Source organism: Amycolatopsis sp. NPDC051716, assembly GCF_040681595.1.
Taxonomy (GTDB): Bacteria; Actinomycetota; Actinomycetes; order Mycobacteriales; family Pseudonocardiaceae; genus Amycolatopsis.
Genome location: NZ_JBFAZA010000048.1, coordinates 38,555 through 61,727 on the forward strand (window position 1 = coordinate 38,555; position 23,173 = coordinate 61,727).

The window sequence follows — 23,173 nt, forward strand, 5'->3', positions numbered from 1 at the left end:
GCGGCCCGTCAGTGCGGCCGCGGCACCGCCGTCAGGTTCCCGCGGCGGGCCCGCCGCAACAGCGCGACCGCGACCGCCACGCCGGCCACGCCGCACCCGGTACAGGCGATCATGCCCGCGTGGAACCCGGCGAGCGCACCGGCCGGCCCGGGCGTCGCCGCCATGCTCGTCGCGATGATCGTGGACACCACCGCCACCCCGAGCGCGCCGCCGACCTGGAACGCCGCCACGTTGATCCCGGAGGCGATGCCCGCGTCGGGCGGGGCGACGCCGGCCAGGGCCGCCGCGGTCAGCACGACCGGGCCGACGCCCAGCCCGAGACCGAACAGGACCAGCCCGGGGAACACCGTCGTCAGGTACGCGCCGTCGAGCGAAATGCCGATCAGCAGGGCGCTGCCGATCCCGAGCAGCAGGAACGCCGCGACGGCCACCGCGCGGAGGGTGAGCCGGGCCAACGCCTTCTGCGCTCCGTAGGCGCCGACGACGCAGGCGATCGGCATCACGGACTGGCTGAGGCCGAACTCGATCGGCGTGTAGCCCAGCGAGCCCAGGGAGTACTGGGAAAGAACGACCGACATCCCGTAGGCGAGGATCGCCATCAGGACCGTCAGCACGTTGCCGCCGAGCACGACCGGCGATCGGAACAGCCGTGCGGGCAGCATCGGCGACGCCGACCGCCGGTCGACGGCGATCGTCAGCCCGGTCAGGACCAGGAAGACCACGGCGAGCCCGAGGATGGGGAAACTCGTCCAGCCCAGTTCGGGCGCCTCGACGAGCAGGTACACGAGCAGGCCGAGCGACGCCGTGCTGAGGACCGCACCGGCGACCCCGAGGGTGCGGTGTGCGGAGAGGTCCCGGCTTTCGCGCAGCAGCACCGGGCTCAGCACGAGCATGAGCACCGCGATCGGCACGTTGACGAAGAACAGCGACGGCCAGCCGAACCAGCCGAGCAGCGCCCCGCCGAGCAGCAGGCCGATGGTGGCGCCCATGGCGGCGATCGCGGACGACACGGCCAGCGCCCGGTTCCGTTCGCGGCCTTCCGGGAACATGTCGGTGAGGATCGCCAGCGCCGTCGGGGCGATCAGCGCGGCCGAAACGCCGTGCAGCGCCCGTGCGACCAGCAACAGCGCGCCGCCCGTGGCGAGGGCCGACAGCACCGACACGACGAGGAAGAGCGCGGTGCCGAGCATGAACACCTTGCGGCGGCCCAGCAGGTCGGCGGCCCGGCCGCCCAGCAGGAGCAGTCCGCCGAAGGTGAGCAGATTGCCGGAGAGGATCCACTGCGCCTCGACCGGGGACAGCCCCAGGTCCGCGGCGATCAGCGGGACACCCACGATGACGCTCTGGGCGTCGAGGATCACCATGAAGTTGGCCGCGCAGAGCAGCACCAGCGCTGCCCACCGGCGAGGATCCGCGGGCCGGGCGGCCACATCCGGCCGCCTTGGTTCCGTGAAGGTCATTTTTGCACTCCTAGTGTCGGTCCGACCTCGGTGCGTGCGTTCCGACCGTACGGATCGAGCCGACACCGGCTCGTCTTCTTCGCTGCGCACGGCACCGCGGATCGGCCGCCGGGAGCGGCGGCGCGGAACCTCCCTCAGTCGCGGCGAACCAGCGTCGCCAGGGCCAGGACCATCACACCCGGTGACCGGGGCCTGCCGCGCCGCCCTCGGTGCGCGCAGGCCCCGGCCCGGTCAGCAACCGCAGGTGTAGTACGTGATGTCCCAGTGGTTTCCCTCGTCGCAGTAGAGGTTGCCGGACGCCGCCTGCCACTGCGGGTAGCCGTCGCCGCGTACGCCGGCGTAGGAAAAGCTGTTCTTGATGTAGGCGTCGATGCAGCTGTTGTGCGCGATGTCCACCTTGTAGCCGTTCCAGTGGCTGTAGGTGCCGGACGCGTGCCCGGTCTCGGTGCCGCCGGTGATGTTGACGGCGCAGCCGCTGGCCCGCTTCAGCGTGATGACGCCGCTGACCGTGCTCTGGTTGATCTGCTCGTACGACGTGCACGTCGAGTTGCTGCGGCTGGTGCAGCCGCCGCTGGACGAGTGCGTCACGCCGGCCGCGGACAGCTGCGACGCGGCCTGCGCCTGGGTGAGCTTGGTGACCTCGACGCTCGCCGACGCGGTGCCGATGGTCGCGAACACCCCGGTCGCCGCGGTGGCGGCCAGCGTCAGTGCCGCCCGCGCCAGCATCGGTTGTCCCGGCATGAGTTGCCTCCCTCTCCTGCGACGATCCGGACGCCGGTGAGCCAAATCGGGCCGGCCATAACTTCGCCAAACTCCGGGCGCCGCATCCCCGGCCGGGACGCCGTCAGATCCTGATCTTCGTCAAGACTTCACGAGTCCGGTCGTGGTCCGGGGACGCGCTGGTGACGGCGTCGAGTTCGCGCAGCGCCCGCAGTTCCCACAGCGGGAACCCGAGCTCCCGGAACAGGCCGGCCGAGGTGCGCAGCAGCCGTTCCGCTTCACCGCCGAGACCGTCTTCGGCCTCGGTCCGCCCGAGGCTGAGCAGGGCGTACCCGGCGCCTCGGCGGTCGCGCAGCTCCCGGAACACCTCCAGCGCGAGCAGCAGGTGCCGCCGAGCGCCCGCCGGATCGCCCGCGCGGCGGCGGGCCTCGGCCAGGCTGCGGTGGGTGTAGGCGGCGGCGTGCCGGTGCCCGATCTGCTCGAACAGCACCAGCGACCGCGTCAGGAAGCCGTGTCCGTCGGCCAGTTCCCCGGCGTCGGTGTGCAGGTCGCCGAGGCTGCGCAGGACGTGCGCCTCCCAGTGCCGTTCGCCGGTGCGGACGGCGCCGCCGAGTGCGCCGGCGAGCAGGCCGGCCGCCTGGTCGCGGCCGCCGTGGCGGCGCAGGACGTCGGCGTAGCGCTTGGCGGCGTGGTCGTGTCCGCGGCCGTCGTCGCAGTCCCGGGCGAGCAGCATGCTCACCTCGAAGCTTTCGACGGCGCGCCGCACGTCGCCGACGTCCTCGGCCAGCGAGCCCAGCTGCGCCGCCGCGGCCGCCTGCCCGCGGCGGTCCCCGCACTCGCCCAGCAGCGCCAGTGCTTCCCGCAGCTCGGCCTCGGCGGCGCCCGGGTCACCGCCGTCGAGGTGGACGTCGGCGAGCGCGGCCAGCACCGCGCCGGTGCCCCGCGGGTCGGCCAGGGCGCGGTAGCGCTGCTCGGCCAGGACGAAGCAGTTCCGGGCCCGGTGCCCAAGGCCGTGCTGCCAGTGCACCGTGCCGAGGTTGTAGAGCTTCTCGGCCTCCGCGCGCGGGTCGCGGCGGCGGCGCGCCGCGGCCAGCCCGAGCACCGACACGGCGTGGGCGGCGTGGCCGAGCCACGGGCGGCCCGCCAGCGCGGTGCAGGCGTCGGCGAGCCGTTCGGTCAGCTCGTGCCAGCCGTGGGCCCCCGCCAGCCGGACGGTGGCGGCGAGGTGCCCGGTCTCTTCGGCCGCCCAGGCCGCCGGGTCGGCGGCGATCCGCCGGGCGACCGCCGGATCCGGCTTCGGCAGGCCGGGTGCCGGACGGCCACGGGCGTGCTCGGCGTACGCCAGCGCGACCTCGCACGCCCGGCGCACCGCGGCCTGATCGAGGTCCGCCGGCCGCTCGGCCAGCACCAGGCGCACGAACGGGGCCACCGCCCAGCGCACCCCGGCCGGGCCGGCCAGGTGCGTGGCGGCCAGGTCGTCGAGGCGGTCACGGGCCTCGGCGAGGGACCGGCCGAGCAGTGCCGCGGCGCACCAGTCCGGGACGGCGGCGCCGAAGGCGGCGAGCTGCCGCAGCAGCGACACCTCGGCGGCCGACCGCTCCCGCAGCGCCGAAGTCACCGCGGCGCGGACGTCGAGGTCGCCGGCGCTCAGCTCGTCGAGCCGGCGGCGGTCGTCGGCGAGCCGCGCGGCGAGGTCGCCGACGCGCTCGTTCGGCCGCGTCGCGAGTTTGACGCCGGCGATCCGGACGGCGAGCGCGAGCCCGCCGCAGTGCTCGAGAAGCCGGTGCACCGCTTCGGGTTCCGCCCGCAGCCGCACCTCGCCCGCGATCGCCGCGAGCAGCGTCCAGGCGTCCTCTGTGGACAGTTCCGGAACCGGGATCGCCCGCGCCCCGCACAGCCCCGGCAGCCGGTGGCGGGTGGTGACCAGCGTGGCGCAGCCGGGCCCGCTCGGCAGCAGGGCACGCACCTGGGCCTCCGACGCGGCGTCCTCGAACAGCACGAGCAGCCGCCGGTCGGCGGTGTAGCCGCGCCAGAGCGCGGCGAGCCCGGCGCGGTCGGCCAGTTCCGCCGGGGTCGCGCCGAGCCCGCGCAGGAAGCCGGCCAGCACGGCCGCCGGTTCGGCCGGTGTCCCGTCCGGGGCCCGCAGCGAGGCGGTCAGCTGGCCGTCGGGGAACCGGCGGCGGGCCCGCCAGGCGGCCTGGACCGCCAGCGCGGACTTGCCCGCCCCGGCGGCGCCGTGCAGCACGACCGGGGCCGGGCCCCGCAGCGCCCGGGCGACGTCGGCGAGCTCGGTCACGCGGCCGGTGAAGTCGGGCACCGCGGCCGGGAGCTGGGCGGGCGGCCCCGGCGTCGTCCACTCGGTGCCGGCGATCCGGCGGTACACGGCGACGAGGTCGGCGCCCGGCCACACGCCCGCCTCGTCCCACAGGGCCCGCCGGGTCCGGCGCAGCACCTCCAGGGCCGACTCGCGGCGGCCGACGGCACCGAGCGCGGCGGCGAGGCGGGCGGCGAACCGTTCGTCGGCGGGCCGGGCCGCGACCACCGGGTCGAGCCGCTCGACGACCGACCGGCCGTCGCCGTCGGCGAGCTCCAGCTCCACCAGCTGCAGCAGCGCGGCCGAGCGCCGGTCCTCCAGCCACAGCTTGTGCGCCTCCAGCAGCGGCCCGCCCGCGATGTCGGCGAACGCGTCGCCCCGCCAGCACGCCAGGGCCCGCTCGAGCGCGCGGCGGCGCTGGGCCCGGTCGTCGGCGCCCGAGGCGAGCAGCGCGAGGAAGTCGTCCGCGTCCAGCTCCCCCGGCTCGACGGTCAGCGCGTAGCCCCGGGGCCCGGACCGGAGCCGCTGCCCGGCCTCGGCGGCGCCGAGGCCGGGTGAGAGCGTCTTGCGCAGCTTCGACACGGTGACCTGCACGATCGCCGCGGCGCTCGACGGCGCGCCGTCCGGCCACAGCTCGTCGACCAGGGTGTCGCGGCCGACGAACCGGCCGGCGCGGGTGAGGAGGACGGCGAGCAGCCGCCGCGGCTGGGCCGCCGACGGCAGCGGGACGGAGGCCGTCAACGGGCCGAGGACCTGGAACCGCACGGCTACAACACCCCACCCGCGAGATCACCTGATCGAGCGAGCTGAATCTAACCTTCCGGCGCGCCGGCGGAACCCCGCTCACCCGGATGGCGGAAGACGTTCGCCTCAGGCGTACGCGAGCAGCTTCGCCAGCAGCGCCGGGTTCTCCTTCAGTCCTTCGCGCAGCGTGTGTTCGCGCAGCGGCGTCAGGTCGCCGTACGGCTGGTTCGCCCAGTCCAAGGGGCCCTGCGGCGGTTCGGGGTCGTATTCGATGCCGAACTGGATGGTCGTCGCGATCCGGCGGCCGGCCAGCCGCTCCACCAGGTGCAGGGCCAGGTCGATGCCGGCCGAGACGCCCGCCGCGGTGATCACCGGGCCGTCCTCGACCCACCGCCGGGCGACCGGGGTCGCGCCGAGCCCGGCCAGCAGGTCCCGGAACATCCAGTGCGTCGTCGCCTGCCTGCCGTCCAGGAGCCCGGCCGCGCCGAGGACGAGGGAACCGGTGCACACCGACGTCACCAGCTCGGCACCTCCGGCGGCGGTGCGCAACCAGGCGAGGAGGTGCTCGTCGGCCATCGCGTGCAGCGTCGGGACGGTGCCGCCGGGCACCAGCACGGCGAAGGGCGACGGCACCTCGTCGAACGTGTGGCCCGGCGCGATCCGCAACGGCGTGTCGGTGCCGACGGTGTCCTTCGTGACGCCCACGACGACGGTCCGGTACCGCGAGTCCAGCTGCGCCAACGCACTCAGCACCTGCAGCGGGCCCACGAGGTCCAGCGGCGTCAGGCCGGGGTAGACGACGAAGGCGATGGTCTTCTGCTCATCGGTCATGCCGTTCACGGTGGCGTTCGTGCGGGTGGCGGGCGGCGCGGATGTCCGAATTCCTGCGAACCACGTCCGAGCGCCGGTCCGGCTGCTAGCGTTCGATCATGCCAGGCTCACCCAGACGGGTCCTGATCGTCGGTTACGCCGACGCCGAGCTGCTGGACATCGCCTGCCCCGCCGATGTGTTCGACGCCGCCAACCGGCTCGGCGCGCGACCACCGTACGACCTCCAGCTCGCCTCGGTCGACGGCCACGGCATCCGCACCTGCTCCGGGCTGACGCTGCAGCCGCACCTGCGGCTCGACCAGGTCGCCGGCGACCTCGACACGCTGGTCGTCGCGGGTGGCTGGGGCAGTACGGCCGCGGCGGCCGACGAGCGCGTCCTGGCCCACGTCCGGCGGCTCGCCCGCACCAGCCGCCGGGTCGCCTCGGTGTGCACGGGCGCGGAGGTGCTCGCGGCGGCCGGGCTGCTCAACGGCCGCCGCGCGACGACGCACTGGCGGTACGCCGCGCGCCTGGCCCGCGACTACCCGTCGGTGATGGTGGACCCGGTGCCGCTGTACGTCCGCCACGGCAACGTCTACACGGCGGCGGGCGTGACGAGCGGGCTCGACCTGACGCTGTCGCTGGTGGAGGCCGACCACGGCCCGTCGCTGGCCCGCGAGGCGGCCCGCGCGCTGGTCACCTACCTGCAGCGGCCGGGCAACCAGGCCCAGGTCAGCCTGTTCCTGGCCGGGCCGCCGCCGGAGCACCGCGAGGTCCGCGACCTCACGGCGTACATCGCCGAGCACCTCGACGACGACCTCGGCACCCCGGCGCTGGCGGCCCGCGCGGGCATCAGCACCCGCCAGCTCACCCGCCTCTTCGACGCCCACCTCGGCACCACCCCGGGCCGCTACGTCCGCACGATCCGCACGGAGCACGCCGCCCGCCTCCTCTCGGGCACGGACCTCCCGCTGGCGACGATCGCCCGCCGCTGCGGCTTCGGCTCGACGGAGACGTTGCGCCAGGCCTTCCTCGACCACTTCGACACCCCACCGTCGGCTTACCGCCGCGTCCACGTCCGCCAGGCCTACGGCTGACCCTCGTGTCGTCCCGCCAATCACGCGTGATGCCTCTCCAATCACGCGAGGTGCGGTTCTGAGCACGGCGTTGCCGTGCGGGAGGGGACGACACACGTGATTGCGGGGACGACACGCGTGATTGGCGGGACGACACGGCGCATCGGGACGAACCGGGCCGTCGGCGGCCCCTCGCGCGGGGTGCGGAAACCCGCTGTCAGGATGTGCGGGTGGACCGCCCCGACCTCGACGACGACGAAACCGGCCCGATCCGCCGGATCACGGACGAGGTGTCCCTTTCGCCGGGCCACGGAACGTCCGGAACGCCGGGTACGCCCCGGAAACCCGCCCGCCGCACCCCGGCCGAGGGCACCCGCCGCGCGGGCGACGCCGACCGCCGCCGAGCCGACACCGGTCCCCAGCGCACCGCCCACTCCGGATCGCTGCGGGTCCCGGCCGAGCCCGGTCGCGCCGCCACCCCGCGACGCCGCGGGGACACCGGGCCGCAGCCCATCCCTGCCGACACCGCCGCACCGCGCGCACGTCCGCAGCCAGTCCCTGCCGACACCGCCGCACCGCGCGCACGTCGTGGGGACACCGGGCCGCAGCCAGTCCCCGCCGACAGCGACCGCCCCGCGGCCCGCCGCGGGGACACCGGGCCACAGCCGGTCCCCGGGACCGCCGCGCGGCCCCGGCGCAAAGCCGTGGCCGCCACTCCCGAAGCCGGACACGGGCACGGCCATGGACACGGCCACGGCCCCGCCGCCCCGGCCTCCCGGCGCGTGCGGCTGCTCCTGATCTGGCTGCTCGCCCCGCTCGCCGTGGCCACCGTCGTCGGCATGATCGTCCTCTACCCCTGGGGCAAGGCCGCCCCCACCAGCGTCGTCCCGCAGGGCACGCCCGTGCACGCCGACATCCGCACCACCGCCACCGGCCCCTGCCTCGCCCAGGGCCAGGTCCAGGTCGGCGACCAGACGGACCCGAACGCGAAACCCTGCCTGACCGTCGAACTCACCATGACCGACGGTCCGGCCGAAGGGAAACCACTGCGGCTGACCGTGCCCATCGAGCCCAGCACCCCGCGCTTCGCCACCGGGGACGCCGTCGTGCTCGCATACAACGGCGGGAACGCCGGTGATCCGGCCAGTTTCCAGCTGGTCGACTTCCAGCGCGGCACCCCGCTGCTCGTGCTGGCCGCCCTCTTCGCCGTCGCCGTGCTCGTGCTCGGCCGGTGGCAAGGCATCGCCGCTCTCGTCGCGCTCGGGCTGTCCTTCGTCGTCATCGCGCTGTTCATCCTCCCGGCCATCCTCGCCGGGGAAAATCCCCTGGTCGTGGCCATCGCCGGGGCCGGCGCGATCATGTTCATCGCGCTCTACCTGACCCACGGCCTCTCCGCGAGAACCTCCGCGGCGGTGCTCGGCACCCTCGTCAGCCTCGCGCTCATCGGGGTCCTGTCCGCGATCTTCTCCGCCGCGGCCTCGCTCACCGGGCTCGACGACAGCACCTCGACGCTGATCGGTTCGCTCGGCCACGGCATCGACGCGCGCGGCCTCCTGCTCGCCGGCGTCGTGATCGGCGCTCTCGGCGTGCTCGACGACGTCACCGTCACCCAGACCAGCGCGGTCTGGGAGCTCCGCCGCGCCAACCCGGACCTGACCTGGCGCGAGCTCTACAGCTCCGGCCTGCGGATCGGCCGCGACCACGTCGGCTCGGCGGTCAACACCCTCGTGATGGCCTACGCCGGGGCCGCGCTGCCGGTGCTGCTGTACTCGTCGATCTCCGGCGTCGGGCTCGGCGCGCTGCTCGGCAGCGAGGACATCGCGCAGGAGATCATCCGGACCCTCGCCGGCAGCGTCGGCATCGTCGCGGCCGTCCCGGTGACCACCGTCCTGGCCGCGCTGATCGTCTCCCGCGAGCCGGCTGGCCACCTCAGCACGGCGGCGAAAGCGGCCCCGGCCTCACTCAGTCCAGCGTCGCCACGAACCGGCTGACGGCTTCCATGGTGAAGCGCTGCACGTACTTGCCCGACGGCGCCACCGACGCCAGCCGGTAGAGCGGGCGCTCCGCGACGCCGGAGCCTCGGGCCTCCGCCTTCAGCTCGGCGACCAGGAGCTCGCCGAACACGATGCCGTTCGCCTCGGTGTTGTTCATCAGCGCGTTCGCCAGCTTCCGCAGCTGCATGATGCCGAGCTCGCGCCCGCCGGTCCCGGAGAAGACGGCGAGATCCACCTTCGCCACCTTGCCGCGCTGGCCGGCGTTGACCAGCAGGCTCACCGTGCGGTTGCCCCGGACGTCGCCGATGACGAGGTCGAGGCGGGTCGCGGTCGACAGGTCGACACGGCGCAGCCCCCAGGTGCGCACGAGCAGCGTCGAACCCTCCAGCCAGACGCGGCGGCGGATGCTGACCGCCATCACGTACAGCAGCGGCAGGGCGATCACCAGCGCGACGACCAGGCCGGTCACCGTGCCGCCGATCAGCCCGGCGATCCCGCCGAACGCCGCCGCGACGATCAACACGCCGATCAGGCCCGAAATGCCGCGGCGACGGCGGCCGCGCGGATCCTCCTCGAACAGCGCGATTCGCTCGGTCATCGGTGCGCCCCCGTCCCGGCGAGGAACGGGTTGCCCGCGCGTTCCCGGCCGATCGTCGTCGCCGGGCCGTGGCCCGGCAGCACCACCGTGTCGTCCGGGAACGCCGCCAGCAGGTCCCGCAGCGCCGCCGTCACGTCCCCGCGGCCGATCGACCCGGCGAACAGCGTGTCGCCGGTCAGCGCGACCCGGCCGCCCTCGGGCGTCTCCAGGCCCAGCACCACCGATCCCGGGGTGTGGCCCGGCACCGGCCGGACATCGACGTCCAGCCCCGCGTACACGCCCGGGGAAAGGGGCACGCTGTCGCCGTCGTACAGCGGTGCGTCGGCCGGGTGCAGGTGCAGCGGGACGCCGTGTTCGGCCGACAGCGCGGCCGCCGAGGCGACGTGGTCCGGATGCCCGTGGGTGGCCAGCAACGCCGCCGGGACCAGCCCGTGCTCGCCGAGCGCGGCGGCCAGCGGCGCGGCCACCTCCTGGCCCGGATCGACGACCACGCACGGCCCGCCGGCGGCCGCCGCCAGCAGGTAGCAGTTGGCCTGCAGCGGGCCGCTGCCGAACCCGACGACGAGCACCGAACGCCTCCCCGGACTTCCGCGCCGGATGGCGCCGATCACGATCGGGTTGAGACTAGCGGGCCCTGTACATGGTCCTCACAGGCTGTGCCCATACACTGCCGCTACCTCAAACGTGTGAGACGAGCGGAACCTGGGAGGGTACGGGGTGGCGACCAACCAGCAGCGCCGCGAAGCTGCGAAGCGCAAACTCGAGCGGCAGCTCGAGCGCCGACTGGAGCAGCAGAAGCGACGCCGGATGATCGGGGCTGGGGTAGTCGGCGTGGCCGTCCTCGTCGTCGCCGGTGTCGTGGTGTGGATCGTGAGCGCGAACAGCGGCGACAGCGCCAACACCGCGGCGTCGTCGTCCTCGGCCGCTCCGCCGCCGACCGACCTCCAGATCCCGACGCAGCGCACCGCGCTGCCGAAGCGGGCGACGCCGTTGCCGAACCCGACGACCTGCGACTTCAAGGCCGACGCGACGGGCAAGGCGCCGAAGAAGGTGAACCCGCCGGACGGCAAGAACGTCCCGTCGACCGGCACGGTGAACGTCACGCTCAAGAGCACCGCGGGCGACATCCCGCTGACGCTCGACCGGGCGCTCGCCCCCTGCGCGGTGCAGAGCTTCATCAGCCTCGCCCAGCAGAACTTCTACAACGACACCATGTGCCACCGGCTCGGCACCGAGGGCCTGCAGATGCTGCAGTGCGGTGACCCGTCGGCCACCGGCGACCCGACCCAAGACGGCCAGGGCGGCCCGGGCTACACGATGCCGGACGAGGCGTTCCCGGAGATCAAGTACGGCCGCGGCATCCTCGCCATGGCGAAGACGCAAGCCCCGAACTCCGGCGGCAGCCAGTTCTTCATGGTCTACGGCAGCGCCGACGGCCTCCCGGCGGACTACTCGGTGTTCGGCAGCATCAGCGACGAGGGCCTGAAGGTGCTCGACGCGGTGGCGAAGGCCGGCATCGCGAACCCGAACCCGCAGGACGGCACCGGAGCGCCGACCAAGCAGGTCAAGTTCACGGGCGTCACCGTCCAGTAGTGCCGCCCCGCTTCGAGCTGAACGGGGATCCGCTCGGCCCGGACGCCGCACTCGCGGGAATGGTCTCCTACGGCCACTTCACCGCGATGCAGGTCCGGGACGGGCGGGTCCGCGGGCTCGCCTTCCACCTCGAGCGCCTCGCCGCGAGCACCAGGCTGCTGTTCGGCAGCGAGTTCGACGTCGGCCTGGTGCGGTCCCACGTCCGGCAAGCGGTTGACGGCGAAGCCGCGCTTTCGGTCCGGGTCGTCGTGCTGACGCGGTCGTTCGACGAGCCGATGACCCCGGAGATCCTGGTCCGGACCGGGCCGCCGCGCCCGCCCGACCCGGCGCCGCTGCGCCTCCGGACCGTGCGGTACCAGCGCGATCTGCCACAGGTCAAGCACCTCGGCACGTTCGGCCTGATCCACGAAACCCGCCAGGCCCGGTTGGCCGGCTTCGACGACGCGCTGTTCGTCGATCACCAGGGCCGGATCAGCGAAGCCTCGATCTGGAACGCCGGCTTCCTCGACGGCGACACGGTCGTCTGGCCGGAAGCCGCGGTGCTGCCGGGGATCACAATGCTGGTGCAGCAGGAAGCCTTGCGCCGGCTCGGCGTCCCGCAGGAGACGCGGGAGGTCCGGCCCCCCGACCTCCGCGATTTCGACGCCGTGTTCCTGACGAACTCCGAGACACCCGGACGCGCGGTCGCGTCCGTCGACGACCTCGTGCTGCCGCCCGCCGACCACGCCGTGGCCCTGCTCGCCGAAGCGTACGAGACCGTGCCGTGGGACAAGATCTGAACCACGTCCGCACCCGCCCCGTGTAGGGGGCAACACCGGAGGCCCGCCGGGTCGCCGGGGAGAGGTGCCGACGATGGTCGAAAACCGGGTTCCCGCGGTCCGCCGCGTCCTCGGGCGGGCCGGTCAGGCCGGCTGCGCCGGAGTCCTCTTCGCCGTGCTCGCCGGCGGTCCCGCGTTCGCCCAGACCGATCCGCCGCCGGTCAAGTACTACATCGTGCCGCACGCCGACAACCCCGAGGACATCACGCTGTTCAAGATCGCCGAACGCGCGCTCGGCGACGGGCGCCGCTTCCCCGAGATCTTCCAGCTCAACCAGGGACGGCCGCGGCCGGACGGCACGCCGTTCACCGACGCCGCGGCGATCGAGCCCGGTCAGGTGCTCCAGCTGCCCGAGGACGCCGTCCAGAAGCCGGGCGTGCAGTTCGGCCCGCTGCCGGCTCCCGCACCCGTTCCTCCGGCGGCCAAGCCGGCTCCGGTGGCCAAGCCCGCGCCGGCCGAGGAGACGTCCGGTCTCGGCGTCGGCCTGGCTTCGGCCGTCAGCGGCACCGGCGGACTGCTGACCGGCCTGCTCGCCGGGCTCTGGTGGCGGCGCCGCCCGCAGCTGCTCCCGCCGACGCCGTTCGAACCGCAAGCGCGCGAAGAGGACGACTTCGGCAGCGGCTCGGTCAGCGGCACCCTGCCGCTCCCGATCGTCGTCCCCGAGCCGCGCCCGGACGTCGTGCTGCGCCCCGAGCCGAAGACCACCGAGCTCGCGATCATCGTGCTGGACACGGCGGAAAACCAGGTGATCGCCGCGGTGCGGCCGGGCTCGCGCTTCCACTTCCGGATCGGCCCGCAGCCGGACTTCGCGGACTCCGCCACCGTGCTCGTCGTCGACGGCGAAGGCGACCGGCCCTGACCCCCGGGCGTGCGTGCCCGGTCACTCTGCGCTGAACGGATCAACCGGCGCCGGAACACTGGCCATCGGGGCGCCGGGCCCGCGATAGTCGTCCCATGACCCGGGATCCGTTCGGCACCCTCCGGAAGGCGCTGTGGATCGGTGGCGCACCCTGGACCGGCAAGTCCACCGTGGCGCGGCTGCTGGCCGAGCGGCACGGCCTGACGGCCTACCACCACGACGAGCGGGCCCGGCCCGGGTCCCCGCTGCCGGACGACCTCCCGGCGGGCGACCAGCTGGCCGCGCTGCTGGCCGAGTTCGGGCACCGCTTCGACCGCGCCCTCGACGACCTGCGCGCGCTGACCTCGCCGCGGCCGGTCGTCGCCGAAGGCCGGGGACTGCGGCCGGAGCTCGTCGCCCCGCTCGTGGACTCCCCCGGCCGCATGGTGGTGCTGGTGCCGACCGAGCTGTTCCGCCAGCACCAGCTCAGGCACCGGCCGGACGCACCCGCGATCCCGCAGCAGCGCACCCGGCTCACGCGTGACCGGATGCTCGCCGCCCAAGCCGTGCGGGCGGCGCGGGACCTCGGCATCCGCGTCATCGAGATCGACGGCAGGCTCGGCCCCGCCGGTGTCACCGACGTCGTCGCCGAGCACTTCCGCGCCTACCTGGACGGCTGAGGCTCAGCGGAAGGTGAACCGCGGCGGGCGCCGCGCCAGGAACGCGGCGACCCCCTCGGCGTAGTCCTCGCCGTGCAGGGCTTCTGAGCGGATCTCCTCGACCTCGGCGTCCGGGGTTTCCTGCCCGGCGACGATCTTTTCGATGATCCGGTTCATCCCGCGGATCGACGCCTGGGACCGCGCGCACAACGTCTCCGCGAACGCCCGCGTCGAGGCTTCGAGGTCCTCGGCCGGGAAAACGTCGTTGAGCAGGCCGATCTCGCGGGCGCGCGCGGCGGTGATCAGCTCACCGGAGAGGAGGAAGTACTTGGCGTGGGCCGGCCCGACGAGCGAGACGAGCTGGCGCGTCGAGTCGAAGTGGTAGACGATGCCGAGCTTCGCCGGGGTGATGCCGAACCGCGCGCCCTCGGCGGCGAACCGGAAGTCGCAGGCGACCGAGACCTGGCAGCCGCCGCCGATGCAGTTGCCCCGGATCATCGCGACCGACGGCTTGCGCATCGCGGTGAGGGCGGCGACCGCGCCTTCGACGGCCTTGTCGTAGCTCGCCGCGCCGTCGGCCGTGGTGCGCAGCTCCCCGAACTCACTGATGTCGGCGCCGGCCGAGAAGTGCTCGCCGGCACCGGCGATCACCAGCACTTTCAGTGCCGGGTCGGCCTCCACCTCGGCGACCACGTCCGGGATCGCCGCCCACATGCCGTAGGTGATGGCGTTCATCTTCTCCGGCCGGGCGAAGGTCAGGCGGGCGGCTTCGCCGTCGCGCGTCAGGTCGAATCCGTCGGTCATGAACCGCACCCTAGCTTCTCGCCCTCAGCGAAACCGGCGGTGTGTGACGCGGTCGGGTGGCTAGTTTGGGGCCATGGCGGCGATCGAGGTGGGCGGGACGGCGTTCGGCTACGACGACGTGGGAGAGGGGCCCGCGGTCGTGCTGCTGCACACCGCATTGGGCGACCGCCGGATGTGGGACGCGCAGTTCACCGAGCTCGCCGCCACCCACCGGGTGATCCGCTACGACCGCCGCGGGTTCGGGGAAACCCGCGGCGAAACCGGTGAACACGCCCACTACGAGGATCTGCTGGCGTTGCTCGATGCCCGGGGGATCGAGCAGGCCGCGCTGGTGGGCGCGTCGATGGGCGGGGCGTGCGCGCTGGACGCCGCCCTCGCCGCACCGGAGCGGATCACCCGGCTGGTGCTGCTCGGTTCGGGTCTCACCGGGCACACCTGGCCGGACCACATGCTGGCGGACATCGCGCGGCTGACCGCTGACGTCATGCCCGCCGACCGGTACGCCCGCTACCAGGCCCGGCAAGGGGACGTCGACCCGGCGGACGTGCGGGCCATGGTGGAGGCCAACATCCGGTACCTGGTCGCCGGGCCCGCGCGCGAGGTCTCCGCGCTGCCGGGCGAAATGCTCGCGCTGGTCCGGGAAATGTGCTCGCAGGTGTACCGCCACGACTGGACTGCTCCACAGTGGACGGAGCGGATCCCGGAAACGCGGCACCGGCTCGCCGAGATCACCACGCCGGCCCTGGTGGTGATCGGGACGTCGGACGCGCCGGGGCTGGTGGAGCTGTCCACGCACCTGGCGGAGTCCTTGCCGCACGCCGAACTCGTGGAACTGGCCGACACCGGGCACCTGCCGTCGATGGAACGGCCGGACGAGGTCAACGCCCTGCTGCGGAAGTTCCTGGCCGCCCGGTTCTAGTCCGGCTCGACGCGCTCGACCAGCTGCTCGCTCCAGGACCGGATGGCCGCCGCCTGGTCGGGGGTGAGGTGGTCGAGGACGGACCGGCGGATGTTGGCGCCGTGGACCCTCGTCGCGCTGCCGGCCAGGCGGCGGCCCTCCTCGGTGAGCTCGATCCCGGTGCGCCGGCCGCCGGCCCCGTCCTCGGTTCGCGCGACCAGGCCGCGCTTCTCCATGCGCGTCAACAGGTGCGCGACCCGGCTCTTCTCCCAGCCGAGCGCGTCGGCGAGCTCGCCGACGCGCATCGGGCGCCGCAACGTCACCAGCACGCTGAACTCGGCCTTCGAGATGCCGCAGTCGCGCTGCAGGCCGCGGTCGAGCTCGCGGACGAGCAGGCGGTGCGCGCGCATCCAGGTGTCCCAGAACGCCCAGTCCTCGGAGCTCATGTCCATGCCGGGTAGTCTAAGCTAGAGTTGACGAATCAACTCTTGGAGGACGCTGATGAACACGCTCGTGCGCGGTGGCCTGGTGGTCAGCATGGATCCGGCGGTCGGGACACTCCCCCGCGGGGACGTGCTCATCGAGGACGGCCGGATCGCCGCGGTGGGCCCGGACCTGGACGCGGCCGGGGCCGAGGTCGTCGACGCGGGGGGCAAGATCGTCCTTCCCGGGTTCGTGGACACCCACCGGCACACCTGGCAGACCGCGTTCCGCGGTCTCGGTGCCGACTGGACGTTCGGCCAGTACCGCGTCGCCGTGCACGGCACGCTCGGGCCGCACTACCGCCCGGAAGACGTGTACCTGGGCAACCTGCTCGGCCGGATCGAAGCGCTGAACTCGGGGGTCACCACCCTGCTCGACTGGTTCCACCGCGCCGACCGCCCCGAGAACGCCGACGCCGCGATCCAGGGCCTGCGTGACGCGCCGGGCCGCTCGATCTTCTGCTACGGCGCCGCGGGTCCGGACATCGCGCCGGAGATCCGGCGGGTCCGGGCCCTGCTCCCGGGCGAAGACATGGCCCTCGGCCTGCGCGGCCCGGTGATGTCCACACTGGACGAAACCGCCGCGGATGTCGCGCTGGCGCGGGAACTCGGCCTGCCGGTGAGCATGCACGTCCACGGCACCGGTGGCTGGCCGCGCGGTGACCGGCCGATCGCGGAAATGCACGAGCGCGGCCTGCTCGACGACCGCACGACCGTCGTCCACGGCAACGGCCTCTCCGACGACCAGCTGGCGATGCTGGCCGACGCGGGCGGCTCCGTGTCGGTCAGCCCGGACGTCGAGCTGAAGATGGGCTTCGGACCGCTGATCACCGGCCGGGCGCTGGCGGCCGGGATCCGCCCGTCGCTGTCGGTCGACGACTGCCCGTCCGCCGGCGGCGACATGTTCTCCGCCATGCGCACCGCGCTGGCCGCCGAGCGCGGCGCCCTCACGACCCGGGACGTCCTCGCGTTCGCCACGGTGGACGGTGCCCGGACCTGCGGGCTCGGCGCCCGGACCGGCAGCATCACCGTCGGCAAGGACGCCGACCTGGTCCTGCTCGACGCCGAGGACCCGGCGGTCTTCCCCGTGGGCGACGCCGTCGGCACGATCGTCAGCGCCGGTCACCCCGGGCTGGTCGACAGCGTCTTCGTCGCCGGCACGGCGGTCAAACGCCACGGCAGGCTGCTCGGCCTCGATCTCCCGGCCCTGCGCGCGCGGTTGCTCGAGTCCCGCGACCGGATCGCCGCGGCCGCGGGCATCCCGGTCGACGGGTCGTGGCAGCCTCAGGAAGCGGACGTCACGCGGTAGACGTCGTAGACGCCTTCCACGCCGCGGACCACCTTGAGGACGTGGCCGAGGTGCTTCGTGTCGCCCATCTCGAACGAGAACCGGCTGACCGCGACCCGGTCCCGCGACGTCGTCACCGAAGCCGACAGGATGTTGACCTTCTCGTCGGCCAGCACCTTGGTCACGTCCGAAAGGAGGCGGTGCCGGTCGAGCGCTTCGACCTGGATGGCCACCAGGAACACCGAAGACGCCGAGGGCGCCCACTCGACCTCGACCAGCCGCTCGGGCTGGGACTGCAGGTCGCCGGCGTTCGTGCAGTCGGTGCGGTGCACCGAAACGCCGCCGCCGCGGGTCACGAACCCGAGGATCTCGTCGCCCGGCACCGGCGTGCAGCAGCGGGCCAGCTTCGCCCAGACGTCGCTGGCGCCCTTGACCACCACGCCGACGTCGTTGGAGCCGCGGCGGCGGGTCACCGTGGACGGCGTCGCGCGCTCGGCGAGCTCCTCCTCGGCGGCGTCGACCCCGCCGATCAGCGCGACCAGGCGCTGCACGACGTGCTTCGCGCTCGTGTGGCCCTCGCCGACCGCCGCGTACAGCGACGAGATGTCGGCGTGGCGCAGCTCGGTGGCCACCGCGCCCATCGACTCGGCGGAGACCAGCCGCTGGATCGGCAGGCCGACCTTGCGGATCTCCTTGGTGATGGCTTCCTTGCCGCCTTCGATCGCCTCGTCGCGGCGTTCCTTGGCGAACCACTGCCGGATCTTGGCGCGCGCCTTCGGCGAGCCGGCGAACTGCAGCCAGTCCCGCGACGGCCCGGCGTTCTCCGCCTTCGACGTGAAGATCTCGACGACTTCGCCGTTCTCCAGCTTGCGTTCGAGCGCGACCAGGCGGCCGTTGACGCGGGCGCCGATGCAGCGGTGGCCGACCTCGGTGTGCACGGCGTAGGCGAAGTCGACCGGGGTGGACTCGACCGGGAGCGTGATCACGTCGCCCTTCGGCGTGAACACGAAGATCTCGCGCGAGGCCAGCTCGTAGCGCAGCGACTCGAGGAAGTCGCCCGGGTCCGCCGCCTCCCGCTGCCAGTCGAGGAGCTGGCGCATCCACGCCATCTCGTCGACGTCCATGCCGTTGCCGCTGTGGGTGCCCTTGGTTTCCTTGTAGCGCCAGTGCGCGGCGATGCCGTACTCGGCGGTGCGGTGCATCTCGTAGGTGCGGATCTGCACCTCGAGGGGCTTGCCGTCCGGGCCGATCACCGTGGTGTGCAGCGACTGGTAGACGCCGAAGCGCGGCTGCGCGATGTAGTCCTTGAACCGGCCGGGCACCGGCTGCCACAGCGCGTGCACGACTCCCATCGCCGCGTAGCAGTCCCGGACGTCCTCGACGAGGATCCGCACGCCGACCAGGTCGTGGATGTCGTCGAGATCGCGGCCGCGGACGATCATCTTCTGGTGGATCGAGTAGTAGTGCTTCGGCCGGCCCTCGACCTTCGCGGTGATCCGCGACGAGACGAGGTTGCTGGTCAGGTCCGTGATCACCGACCGCAGGTAGATGTCACGCGAGGGCGCGCGGTCGGCGACCAGGCGGACGATCTCGTCGTACTTCTTGGGCTGCAGGATGGCGAACGCGAGGTCTTCGAGCTCCCACTTGACCGTGGCCATGCCGAGCCGGTGGGCCAGCGGCGCGAGCACTTCCAGGGTCTCGCGGGCCTTGCGGGCCTGCTTCTCCGGCGGCAGGAAGCGCATGGTGCGCATGTTGTGCAGCCGGTCGGCGAGCTTGATGACCAGCACCCGGGGGTCCTTGGCCATCGCGATGACCATCTTGCGGATGGTCTCGGCTTCGGCGGACGAGCCGAGCTGCACCTTGTCCAGCTTCGTGACGCCGTCGACCAGCTCGGCGACCTTGTCGCCGAAGTCGGCCTTCAGGCTCTCGACGGCGTAGCCGGTGTCCTCGACCGTGTCGTGCAGCAGGGCCGCGACGAGCGTGGTCGTGTCCATGCCCAGCTCGGCGAGGATGGTGGCGACGGCCAGGGGGTGGGTGATGTACGGGTCGCCGGATTTGCGCCGCTGGTTGCGGTGCAGTTCCTCGGCGACGTCGTAGGCGCGCTGGAGCAGGCCGAGGTCGCCGTTGGGGTGCAGCTCGCGGTGGATGACGGCCAGGGGTTCGAGGACCTGCTTGACCGGGGCGGCGCGCTGCGCGGTGATCCGCCGGGCGAGCCGCGCCCGGACCCGCCGGGTCGCGGACGGGTTCGGCGCCGCACCGTTCGGCTTCGGCGGCGCGGGCGTTGCCGCCTGCCCGTTCTGCGGGGCGCCCTGCTTCGCGGGCACCGCGGCGTCGAGCTCCTGGCTCACCCGCACCTCCTGCTGCTCGTGCGGCCTTCGGACCACCAGGGTAGCCGTTGCCCCTCGCGGCCCTGTCGGGTGCGCCCGTTCAGGGGGACGCCGAAGCCCGGACCAGCCGGTTCACCGGCTGGTCCGGGTGACGGAACCCGTACCTCCCGTAGTCCCGGCTCACGCCGGTCGCGGGTTCAGCAGGTCTGCAGGGCGTGGACCTTCCGGTCGCCGAGGATTTGGCGGCCGCCCAGGGCGGCCAGTTCCAGGACGACCGACACGCTGTCGACCACCGCGCCCGCGTCCTCCAGGAGCTTGCCGGTGGCCGCGACCGTGCCGCCCGTGGCCAGGACGTCGTCGAGGACCGCGATCCGCTGGCCCGGCTTGACCACGCCGGCCGGGAGCTCGACCGTCGCCGTGCCGTACTCCAGGGCGTAGTCGACGCGGCCCGCCACCTGCGGCAGCTTGCCGGGCTTGCGGATCAGCACCACGCCGAGGCCGCGGGCGTACCCGACGGCCGCGGCGAGGAGGAAGCCGCGGGCCTCCACGCCGGCGAGCGCCTCGACCGCGGGGTCGAGGGTGCCCGCCAGCGCGTCGGTCACCGCTTTGAACGCACCCGCGTCCGCGAACAGCGGGCTCAGGTCGCGGAACAGCACGCCGGGCTCCGGGAAGTCCGGCACCTCGGCGATCAGGCCGAGGGCATCGTCGAGCTGCACGTCAGCGCTTCCGCTTGCCGGCCGGGCGCTGCTTCTGGATCCGGGCGGGGACGCTGGACGCGGCCGCGTACGCCTTCTCCCTGCGCAGTTCCTTGGCCAGCGCGTCGTCGTCCGAGGCGTCGAAGTCCTCGCCCGCGGCCTTGCGCTCCTGGCTGACCCGGCGCTGCCGGACCCGCTCGGCCTGCTGCTGGTACTTCGGGTCGCGCATCTTGAAGTCGACCAGCAGCGGCGTCGCCAGGGCGACCGACGACAGGACGCCGACGAGGGTACCGGTGAGCTGCACCAGCGCCAGGTCCTGCAGCGTGCCCGAGCCGAGCAGCACGTACCCGACGATCAGCAGGCCGAGGATCGGCAGCAGCGCGATGAACGCCGTGTTGAACGACCGCATCAGGGTCTGGTTCAGCGCGAGGTTCGCGGCCTCGGCGTACGTGCGGCGGGTCAGCCCGAGCAGGCCGCGGGTGTTCTCGCGGACCTTGTCGAACACCACCACCGTGTCGTAGAGCGAGAACCCGAGGATGGTCAGCAGGCCGATCACGGTCGCCGGGGTGACCTCGAAGCCGACCAGCGAGTACACCCCCGCGGTGACCAGGATGTCGTGCAGCAGCGAGACCAGTGCGGCCACGGCCATCCGCGCGTCGAAGTAGATCGCCAGGAAGATGACCACCGCGACGAGGAACACCGCGAGCGCGAGCAGTGCCTTCTGCGAGATCTCCCCGCCCCACGACGCGCTCACCGCGCTGTCGCTGATCGCCTGGACGCTGGGCTGGCCGTTGGTGCCCTTCGGGCCCAGGTCCTGGAACAGCCCCTGCTTCAGCTTGCCGACGTCGGCCGCGTTCAGCGTGTCGGTGCGGATCTGGATGGTCGACGCGGCACCCGTGCCGACCTTCTGCGTCTCCGCGGCCGGGCGGCCGAGGGCCTTCTGGAACGAATCCTTGGCCTGGTCCTCGGTGATCACGCCGTGGATGCCGTTGGCCGGCAGCTGGATCTGCGTGCCGCCCTCGAACTCGATGCCGATGTTGAAGCCGCGGAAGATCATCGAGGCGAGGCACACCAGCACCAGGGCCGCGAAGAAGATGTACCAGCGCTTGCGCTTGCCGACGACGTCGAACGCGCCGGTGCCCACGTACAGCCGGTGGAAGACGCTTTCCCTCTTGCCGGGCTTCGCCGCCGCCTTGGCGTTGCCTTCGGCGTCCGTGCCCAGTTCTTCGACCCCCACGTCAGGCCTCCTTCACGTTCGCGCGGCCGACCGAGGTCGACTTCTTCCGCTGCGAACCCAGTTGCTGCACGGCGCCGAGGCCCAGGTGCCTCGGATTGGACAGGAACGCGTTCTTGGACGTGGACACCATGGCCACCAGCGGGTGCGTCACGAGGTACACGACGACCAGGTCGAGCACCGTGGACATGCCGAGGGTGAACGCGAAGCCCTGGACGTCGCCGACCGCGATGACGTACAGGATGGCCGCGGCCAGGAAGCTCACGCCGTCCGAAGCCAGGATGGTGCGCCGGGCGCGGACCCAGCCGCGCGGCACCGCGGACCGGAACGTCCGGCCCTCCCGGATTTCGTCTTTGAGCCGTTCGAAGTAGATGACGAACGAGTCCGCCGTGATGCCGATGGCGATGATCAGGCCGGCGATGCCCGCGAGGTCCAGCGTGTAGCCGATCCAGCGGCCGAGCAGCACCAGCACCGCGAACACCAGCGCGCCGGACAGGGCCAGCGAGAGGATGGTGAGCACGCCGAGCAGCCGGTAGTAGAACAGGCAGTAGACGAAGACCACCAGCAGGCCGATGCCGCCGGCGATCAGGCCGGCCTGCAGCGAAGCGAAGCCCAGGGTGGCCGACACCGTCGTCGCGTCCGAGGAGGCGAACGACAGCGGCAGCGAGCCGTACTTGAGGATGTCCGACAGGTCCTTGGCCTCGGCCTGGGTGAACTTGCCGGTGATCTGGGTGTTGCCGTCGACGATCGCGACCTGGATGTTCGGCGCGGACACGACCTGCGTGTCGAGCACGAACGCGGCCTGCTGGCCGACGTTCTTCGTCGTGAAGTCCGCCCAGATCTTGGTGCCCTCGCTCTTGAAGCTGAGGTTCACCACCCACTGGCCGTTCTGCGAGTTGTAGCTCGAGTTCGCGTCCGCGATCTCGGTGCCCGGCAGGAACTCCGGCTCCATCAGGTACTTGTACGTGTCGTGGTCACCGCAGGCGACCAGCGGCAGCCGCGGGTCGTCGTTGCCCTCGAGGGGGTCCTTGGCGTTCGGCGCGCAGGTGAGCGCCGTCATCGCCTTCGAGACGAGCTCCTGGTTCGGCTGGCCGTCGGCGCCGATCAGCTGCGGGTTCTGCCGGAGGGCCTTGGCGGCCTGGATCTCCTTCGCGGTCTCCGCGTCGACCGAGCCGTCCGAGGGTGCCGGTGCCGGGGTCGACGCGGGCGGCGGCGGGGTGCTGCTGCTCGGCGCGGGCGGCGTGGTGCTCTGCTGCTGCGCGAGCGCCGCGCCCGGGTTGCCACCGCCACCGGGCTTGCTGGTCGGGGCACCGGAGGTGGCCGCCGGCGCGCCCGAAGACGGCGGCGTCGAGCTGTTCGGGGCGCCCGACGTGGGCGGGGTCGTGGCGGGCGGCGCGGTCTGCGGCGGCACCACCGGCTGGGTGGCGGCCGAGACGACCTTCCGGAAGCCCAGCTTGGCGGTCTTGCCCAGGCTCTTCGCCTGGTCGCCCTGCTCGCCCGGAACCGTGATGACGACGTTGTTGCCGTCGAGGAGGACCTCGGTGCCGCCGACGCCGATCCCGTTGACGCGCCGTTCGATGATCTGGCGCGCCTGGTTCAGGGACTCGCGGGTCGGCTGGCCGCCGTCGGGAGTGCGGGCGGTGAGCGTGACCCGGGTGCCACCCTGCAGGTCGATGCCCAGCTTCGGGGTCGGCTTGTGGTTGCCGGTGAGGAACACCAGCGCGTACAAGACGATCACGATCAGGGCGAACAGGGCGAGATAGCGTCCCGGGCGGAGATGCCCGGCTGAAGCTGCCACGGTTGCTTCGGTCTCCTCGGACG

At 73.1% G+C, this 23,173-nt stretch carries 20 protein-coding genes; 8 read left to right on the plus strand and 12 right to left on the minus strand.

The annotated features are described in order from the left end of the window. Positions 1-8: 8 nt before the first annotated feature. The 4 genes from AB0M30_RS42230 to AB0M30_RS42245 form a co-directional block, all read right to left on the minus strand. Complete coding sequence (locus AB0M30_RS42230) at positions 9-1,460, minus strand: MFS transporter (RefSeq protein WP_364596643.1); 1,452 nt, start codon at positions 1,458-1,460, stop codon at positions 9-11. A gap of 231 nt (positions 1,461-1,691) precedes the next feature. After that, the gene (locus AB0M30_RS42235) at positions 1,692-2,201 is read right to left on the minus strand and encodes a hypothetical protein (protein WP_364596645.1); all 510 of its coding nucleotides are present in this window, start codon (positions 2,199-2,201) and stop codon (positions 1,692-1,694) included. Between the two features lie 103 nt (positions 2,202-2,304). Next, complete coding sequence (locus AB0M30_RS42240) at positions 2,305-5,259, minus strand: BTAD domain-containing putative transcriptional regulator (RefSeq protein WP_364596647.1); 2,955 nt, start codon at positions 5,257-5,259, stop codon at positions 2,305-2,307. Between the two features lie 105 nt (positions 5,260-5,364). Then, a complete protein-coding gene (locus AB0M30_RS42245; RefSeq protein WP_364596649.1) occupies positions 5,365-6,069 on the minus strand; it encodes a DJ-1/PfpI family protein in 705 nt (234 codons plus the stop codon). Between the two features lie 98 nt (positions 6,070-6,167). Here AB0M30_RS42245 and AB0M30_RS42250 point away from each other — a divergent pair, with 98 nt between their 5' ends. Beyond that, on the plus strand, positions 6,168-7,145 hold the full coding sequence (locus AB0M30_RS42250) for a GlxA family transcriptional regulator (RefSeq protein ID WP_364596652.1): 978 nt from the start codon (positions 6,168-6,170) through the stop codon (positions 7,143-7,145). Positions 7,146-7,354: 209 nt separating this feature from the next. Beyond that, positions 7,355-9,115: a YibE/F family protein gene (locus tag AB0M30_RS42255; protein ID WP_364596655.1), complete on the plus strand. Its 1,761-nt coding sequence runs from the start codon at positions 7,355-7,357 to the stop codon at positions 9,113-9,115. On the opposite strand, the gene AB0M30_RS42260 is transcribed toward AB0M30_RS42255, so the two are convergent. Further along, positions 9,087-9,716 (minus strand): hypothetical protein, encoded by a 630-nt coding sequence (locus tag AB0M30_RS42260; protein ID WP_364596657.1) that lies wholly within the window; start codon positions 9,714-9,716, stop codon positions 9,087-9,089. The two genes, AB0M30_RS42255 and AB0M30_RS42260, sit on opposite strands and share 29 nt — an antisense overlap. Further along, a complete protein-coding gene (locus AB0M30_RS42265) occupies positions 9,713-10,285 on the minus strand; it encodes an MBL fold metallo-hydrolase (RefSeq protein WP_364596660.1) in 573 nt (190 codons plus the stop codon). The genes AB0M30_RS42260 and AB0M30_RS42265 overlap by 4 nt, the downstream gene beginning before the upstream one ends. Before the next feature lie 148 nt (positions 10,286-10,433). On the opposite strand from AB0M30_RS42265, the gene AB0M30_RS42270 reads away from it, so the two are divergent. From AB0M30_RS42270 to AB0M30_RS42285, 4 genes are all read left to right on the plus strand, one after another. Further along, positions 10,434-11,309 carry a peptidylprolyl isomerase gene (locus tag AB0M30_RS42270; RefSeq protein WP_364596663.1) on the plus strand — a complete coding sequence of 292 codons (876 nt, stop codon included), beginning with the start codon at positions 10,434-10,436 and terminating at the stop codon, positions 11,307-11,309. Next, on the plus strand, positions 11,309-12,088 hold the full coding sequence (locus tag AB0M30_RS42275; RefSeq protein ID WP_364596666.1) for an aminotransferase class IV: 780 nt from the start codon (positions 11,309-11,311) through the stop codon (positions 12,086-12,088). Before AB0M30_RS42270 ends, AB0M30_RS42275 begins: the two co-directional genes overlap by 1 nt. A gap of 73 nt (positions 12,089-12,161) precedes the next feature. Next, entirely contained in the window at positions 12,162-12,986 is an 825-nt protein-coding gene (locus AB0M30_RS42280) for a hypothetical protein (RefSeq protein WP_364596669.1), read from the plus strand. Between the two features lie 95 nt (positions 12,987-13,081). Further along, positions 13,082-13,645 (plus strand): hypothetical protein, encoded by a 564-nt coding sequence (locus AB0M30_RS42285; protein ID WP_364596672.1) that lies wholly within the window; start codon positions 13,082-13,084, stop codon positions 13,643-13,645. 3 nt (positions 13,646-13,648) lie between these two features. On the opposite strand, the gene AB0M30_RS42290 is transcribed toward AB0M30_RS42285, so the two are convergent. Next, positions 13,649-14,428, minus strand: a complete 780-nt coding sequence (locus AB0M30_RS42290; RefSeq protein ID WP_364596675.1) for an enoyl-CoA hydratase-related protein — start codon at positions 14,426-14,428, stop codon at positions 13,649-13,651. Between the two features lie 73 nt (positions 14,429-14,501). Here AB0M30_RS42290 and AB0M30_RS42295 point away from each other — a divergent pair, with 73 nt between their 5' ends. Further along, positions 14,502-15,347 (plus strand): alpha/beta hydrolase, encoded by an 846-nt coding sequence (locus AB0M30_RS42295; protein ID WP_364596678.1) that lies wholly within the window; start codon positions 14,502-14,504, stop codon positions 15,345-15,347. On the opposite strand, the gene AB0M30_RS42300 is transcribed toward AB0M30_RS42295, so the two are convergent. Further along, positions 15,344-15,778 carry a MarR family winged helix-turn-helix transcriptional regulator gene (locus AB0M30_RS42300; protein ID WP_364596681.1) on the minus strand — a complete coding sequence of 145 codons (435 nt, stop codon included), beginning with the start codon at positions 15,776-15,778 and terminating at the stop codon, positions 15,344-15,346. The two genes, AB0M30_RS42295 and AB0M30_RS42300, sit on opposite strands and share 4 nt — an antisense overlap. Before the next feature lie 49 nt (positions 15,779-15,827). On the opposite strand from AB0M30_RS42300, the gene AB0M30_RS42305 reads away from it, so the two are divergent. Next, a complete protein-coding gene (locus AB0M30_RS42305) occupies positions 15,828-17,117 on the plus strand; it encodes an amidohydrolase family protein (protein WP_364596684.1) in 1,290 nt (429 codons plus the stop codon). On the opposite strand, the gene AB0M30_RS42310 is transcribed toward AB0M30_RS42305, so the two are convergent. The 4 genes from AB0M30_RS42310 to secD all read right to left on the minus strand — a co-directional run bounded on the left by AB0M30_RS42310 (position 17,093) and on the right by secD (position 23,150). Then, positions 17,093-19,444: a bifunctional (p)ppGpp synthetase/guanosine-3',5'-bis(diphosphate) 3'-pyrophosphohydrolase gene (locus AB0M30_RS42310; protein WP_360180847.1), complete on the minus strand. Its 2,352-nt coding sequence runs from the start codon at positions 19,442-19,444 to the stop codon at positions 17,093-17,095. The genes AB0M30_RS42305 and AB0M30_RS42310 overlap by 25 nt on opposite strands. Before the next feature lie 176 nt (positions 19,445-19,620). Then, on the minus strand, positions 19,621-20,139 hold the full coding sequence (locus tag AB0M30_RS42315) for an adenine phosphoribosyltransferase (protein ID WP_364596688.1): 519 nt from the start codon (positions 20,137-20,139) through the stop codon (positions 19,621-19,623). A 1-nt stretch (position 20,140) separates the two neighbouring features. Next, entirely contained in the window at positions 20,141-21,355 is a 1,215-nt protein-coding gene (gene secF, locus AB0M30_RS42320) for a protein translocase subunit SecF (RefSeq protein WP_364596691.1), read from the minus strand. Position 21,356: 1 nt separating this feature from the next. Next, positions 21,357-23,150, minus strand: a complete 1,794-nt coding sequence (secD, locus tag AB0M30_RS42325) for a protein translocase subunit SecD (protein WP_364596694.1) — start codon at positions 23,148-23,150, stop codon at positions 21,357-21,359. Positions 23,151-23,173 lie beyond the last annotated feature (23 nt).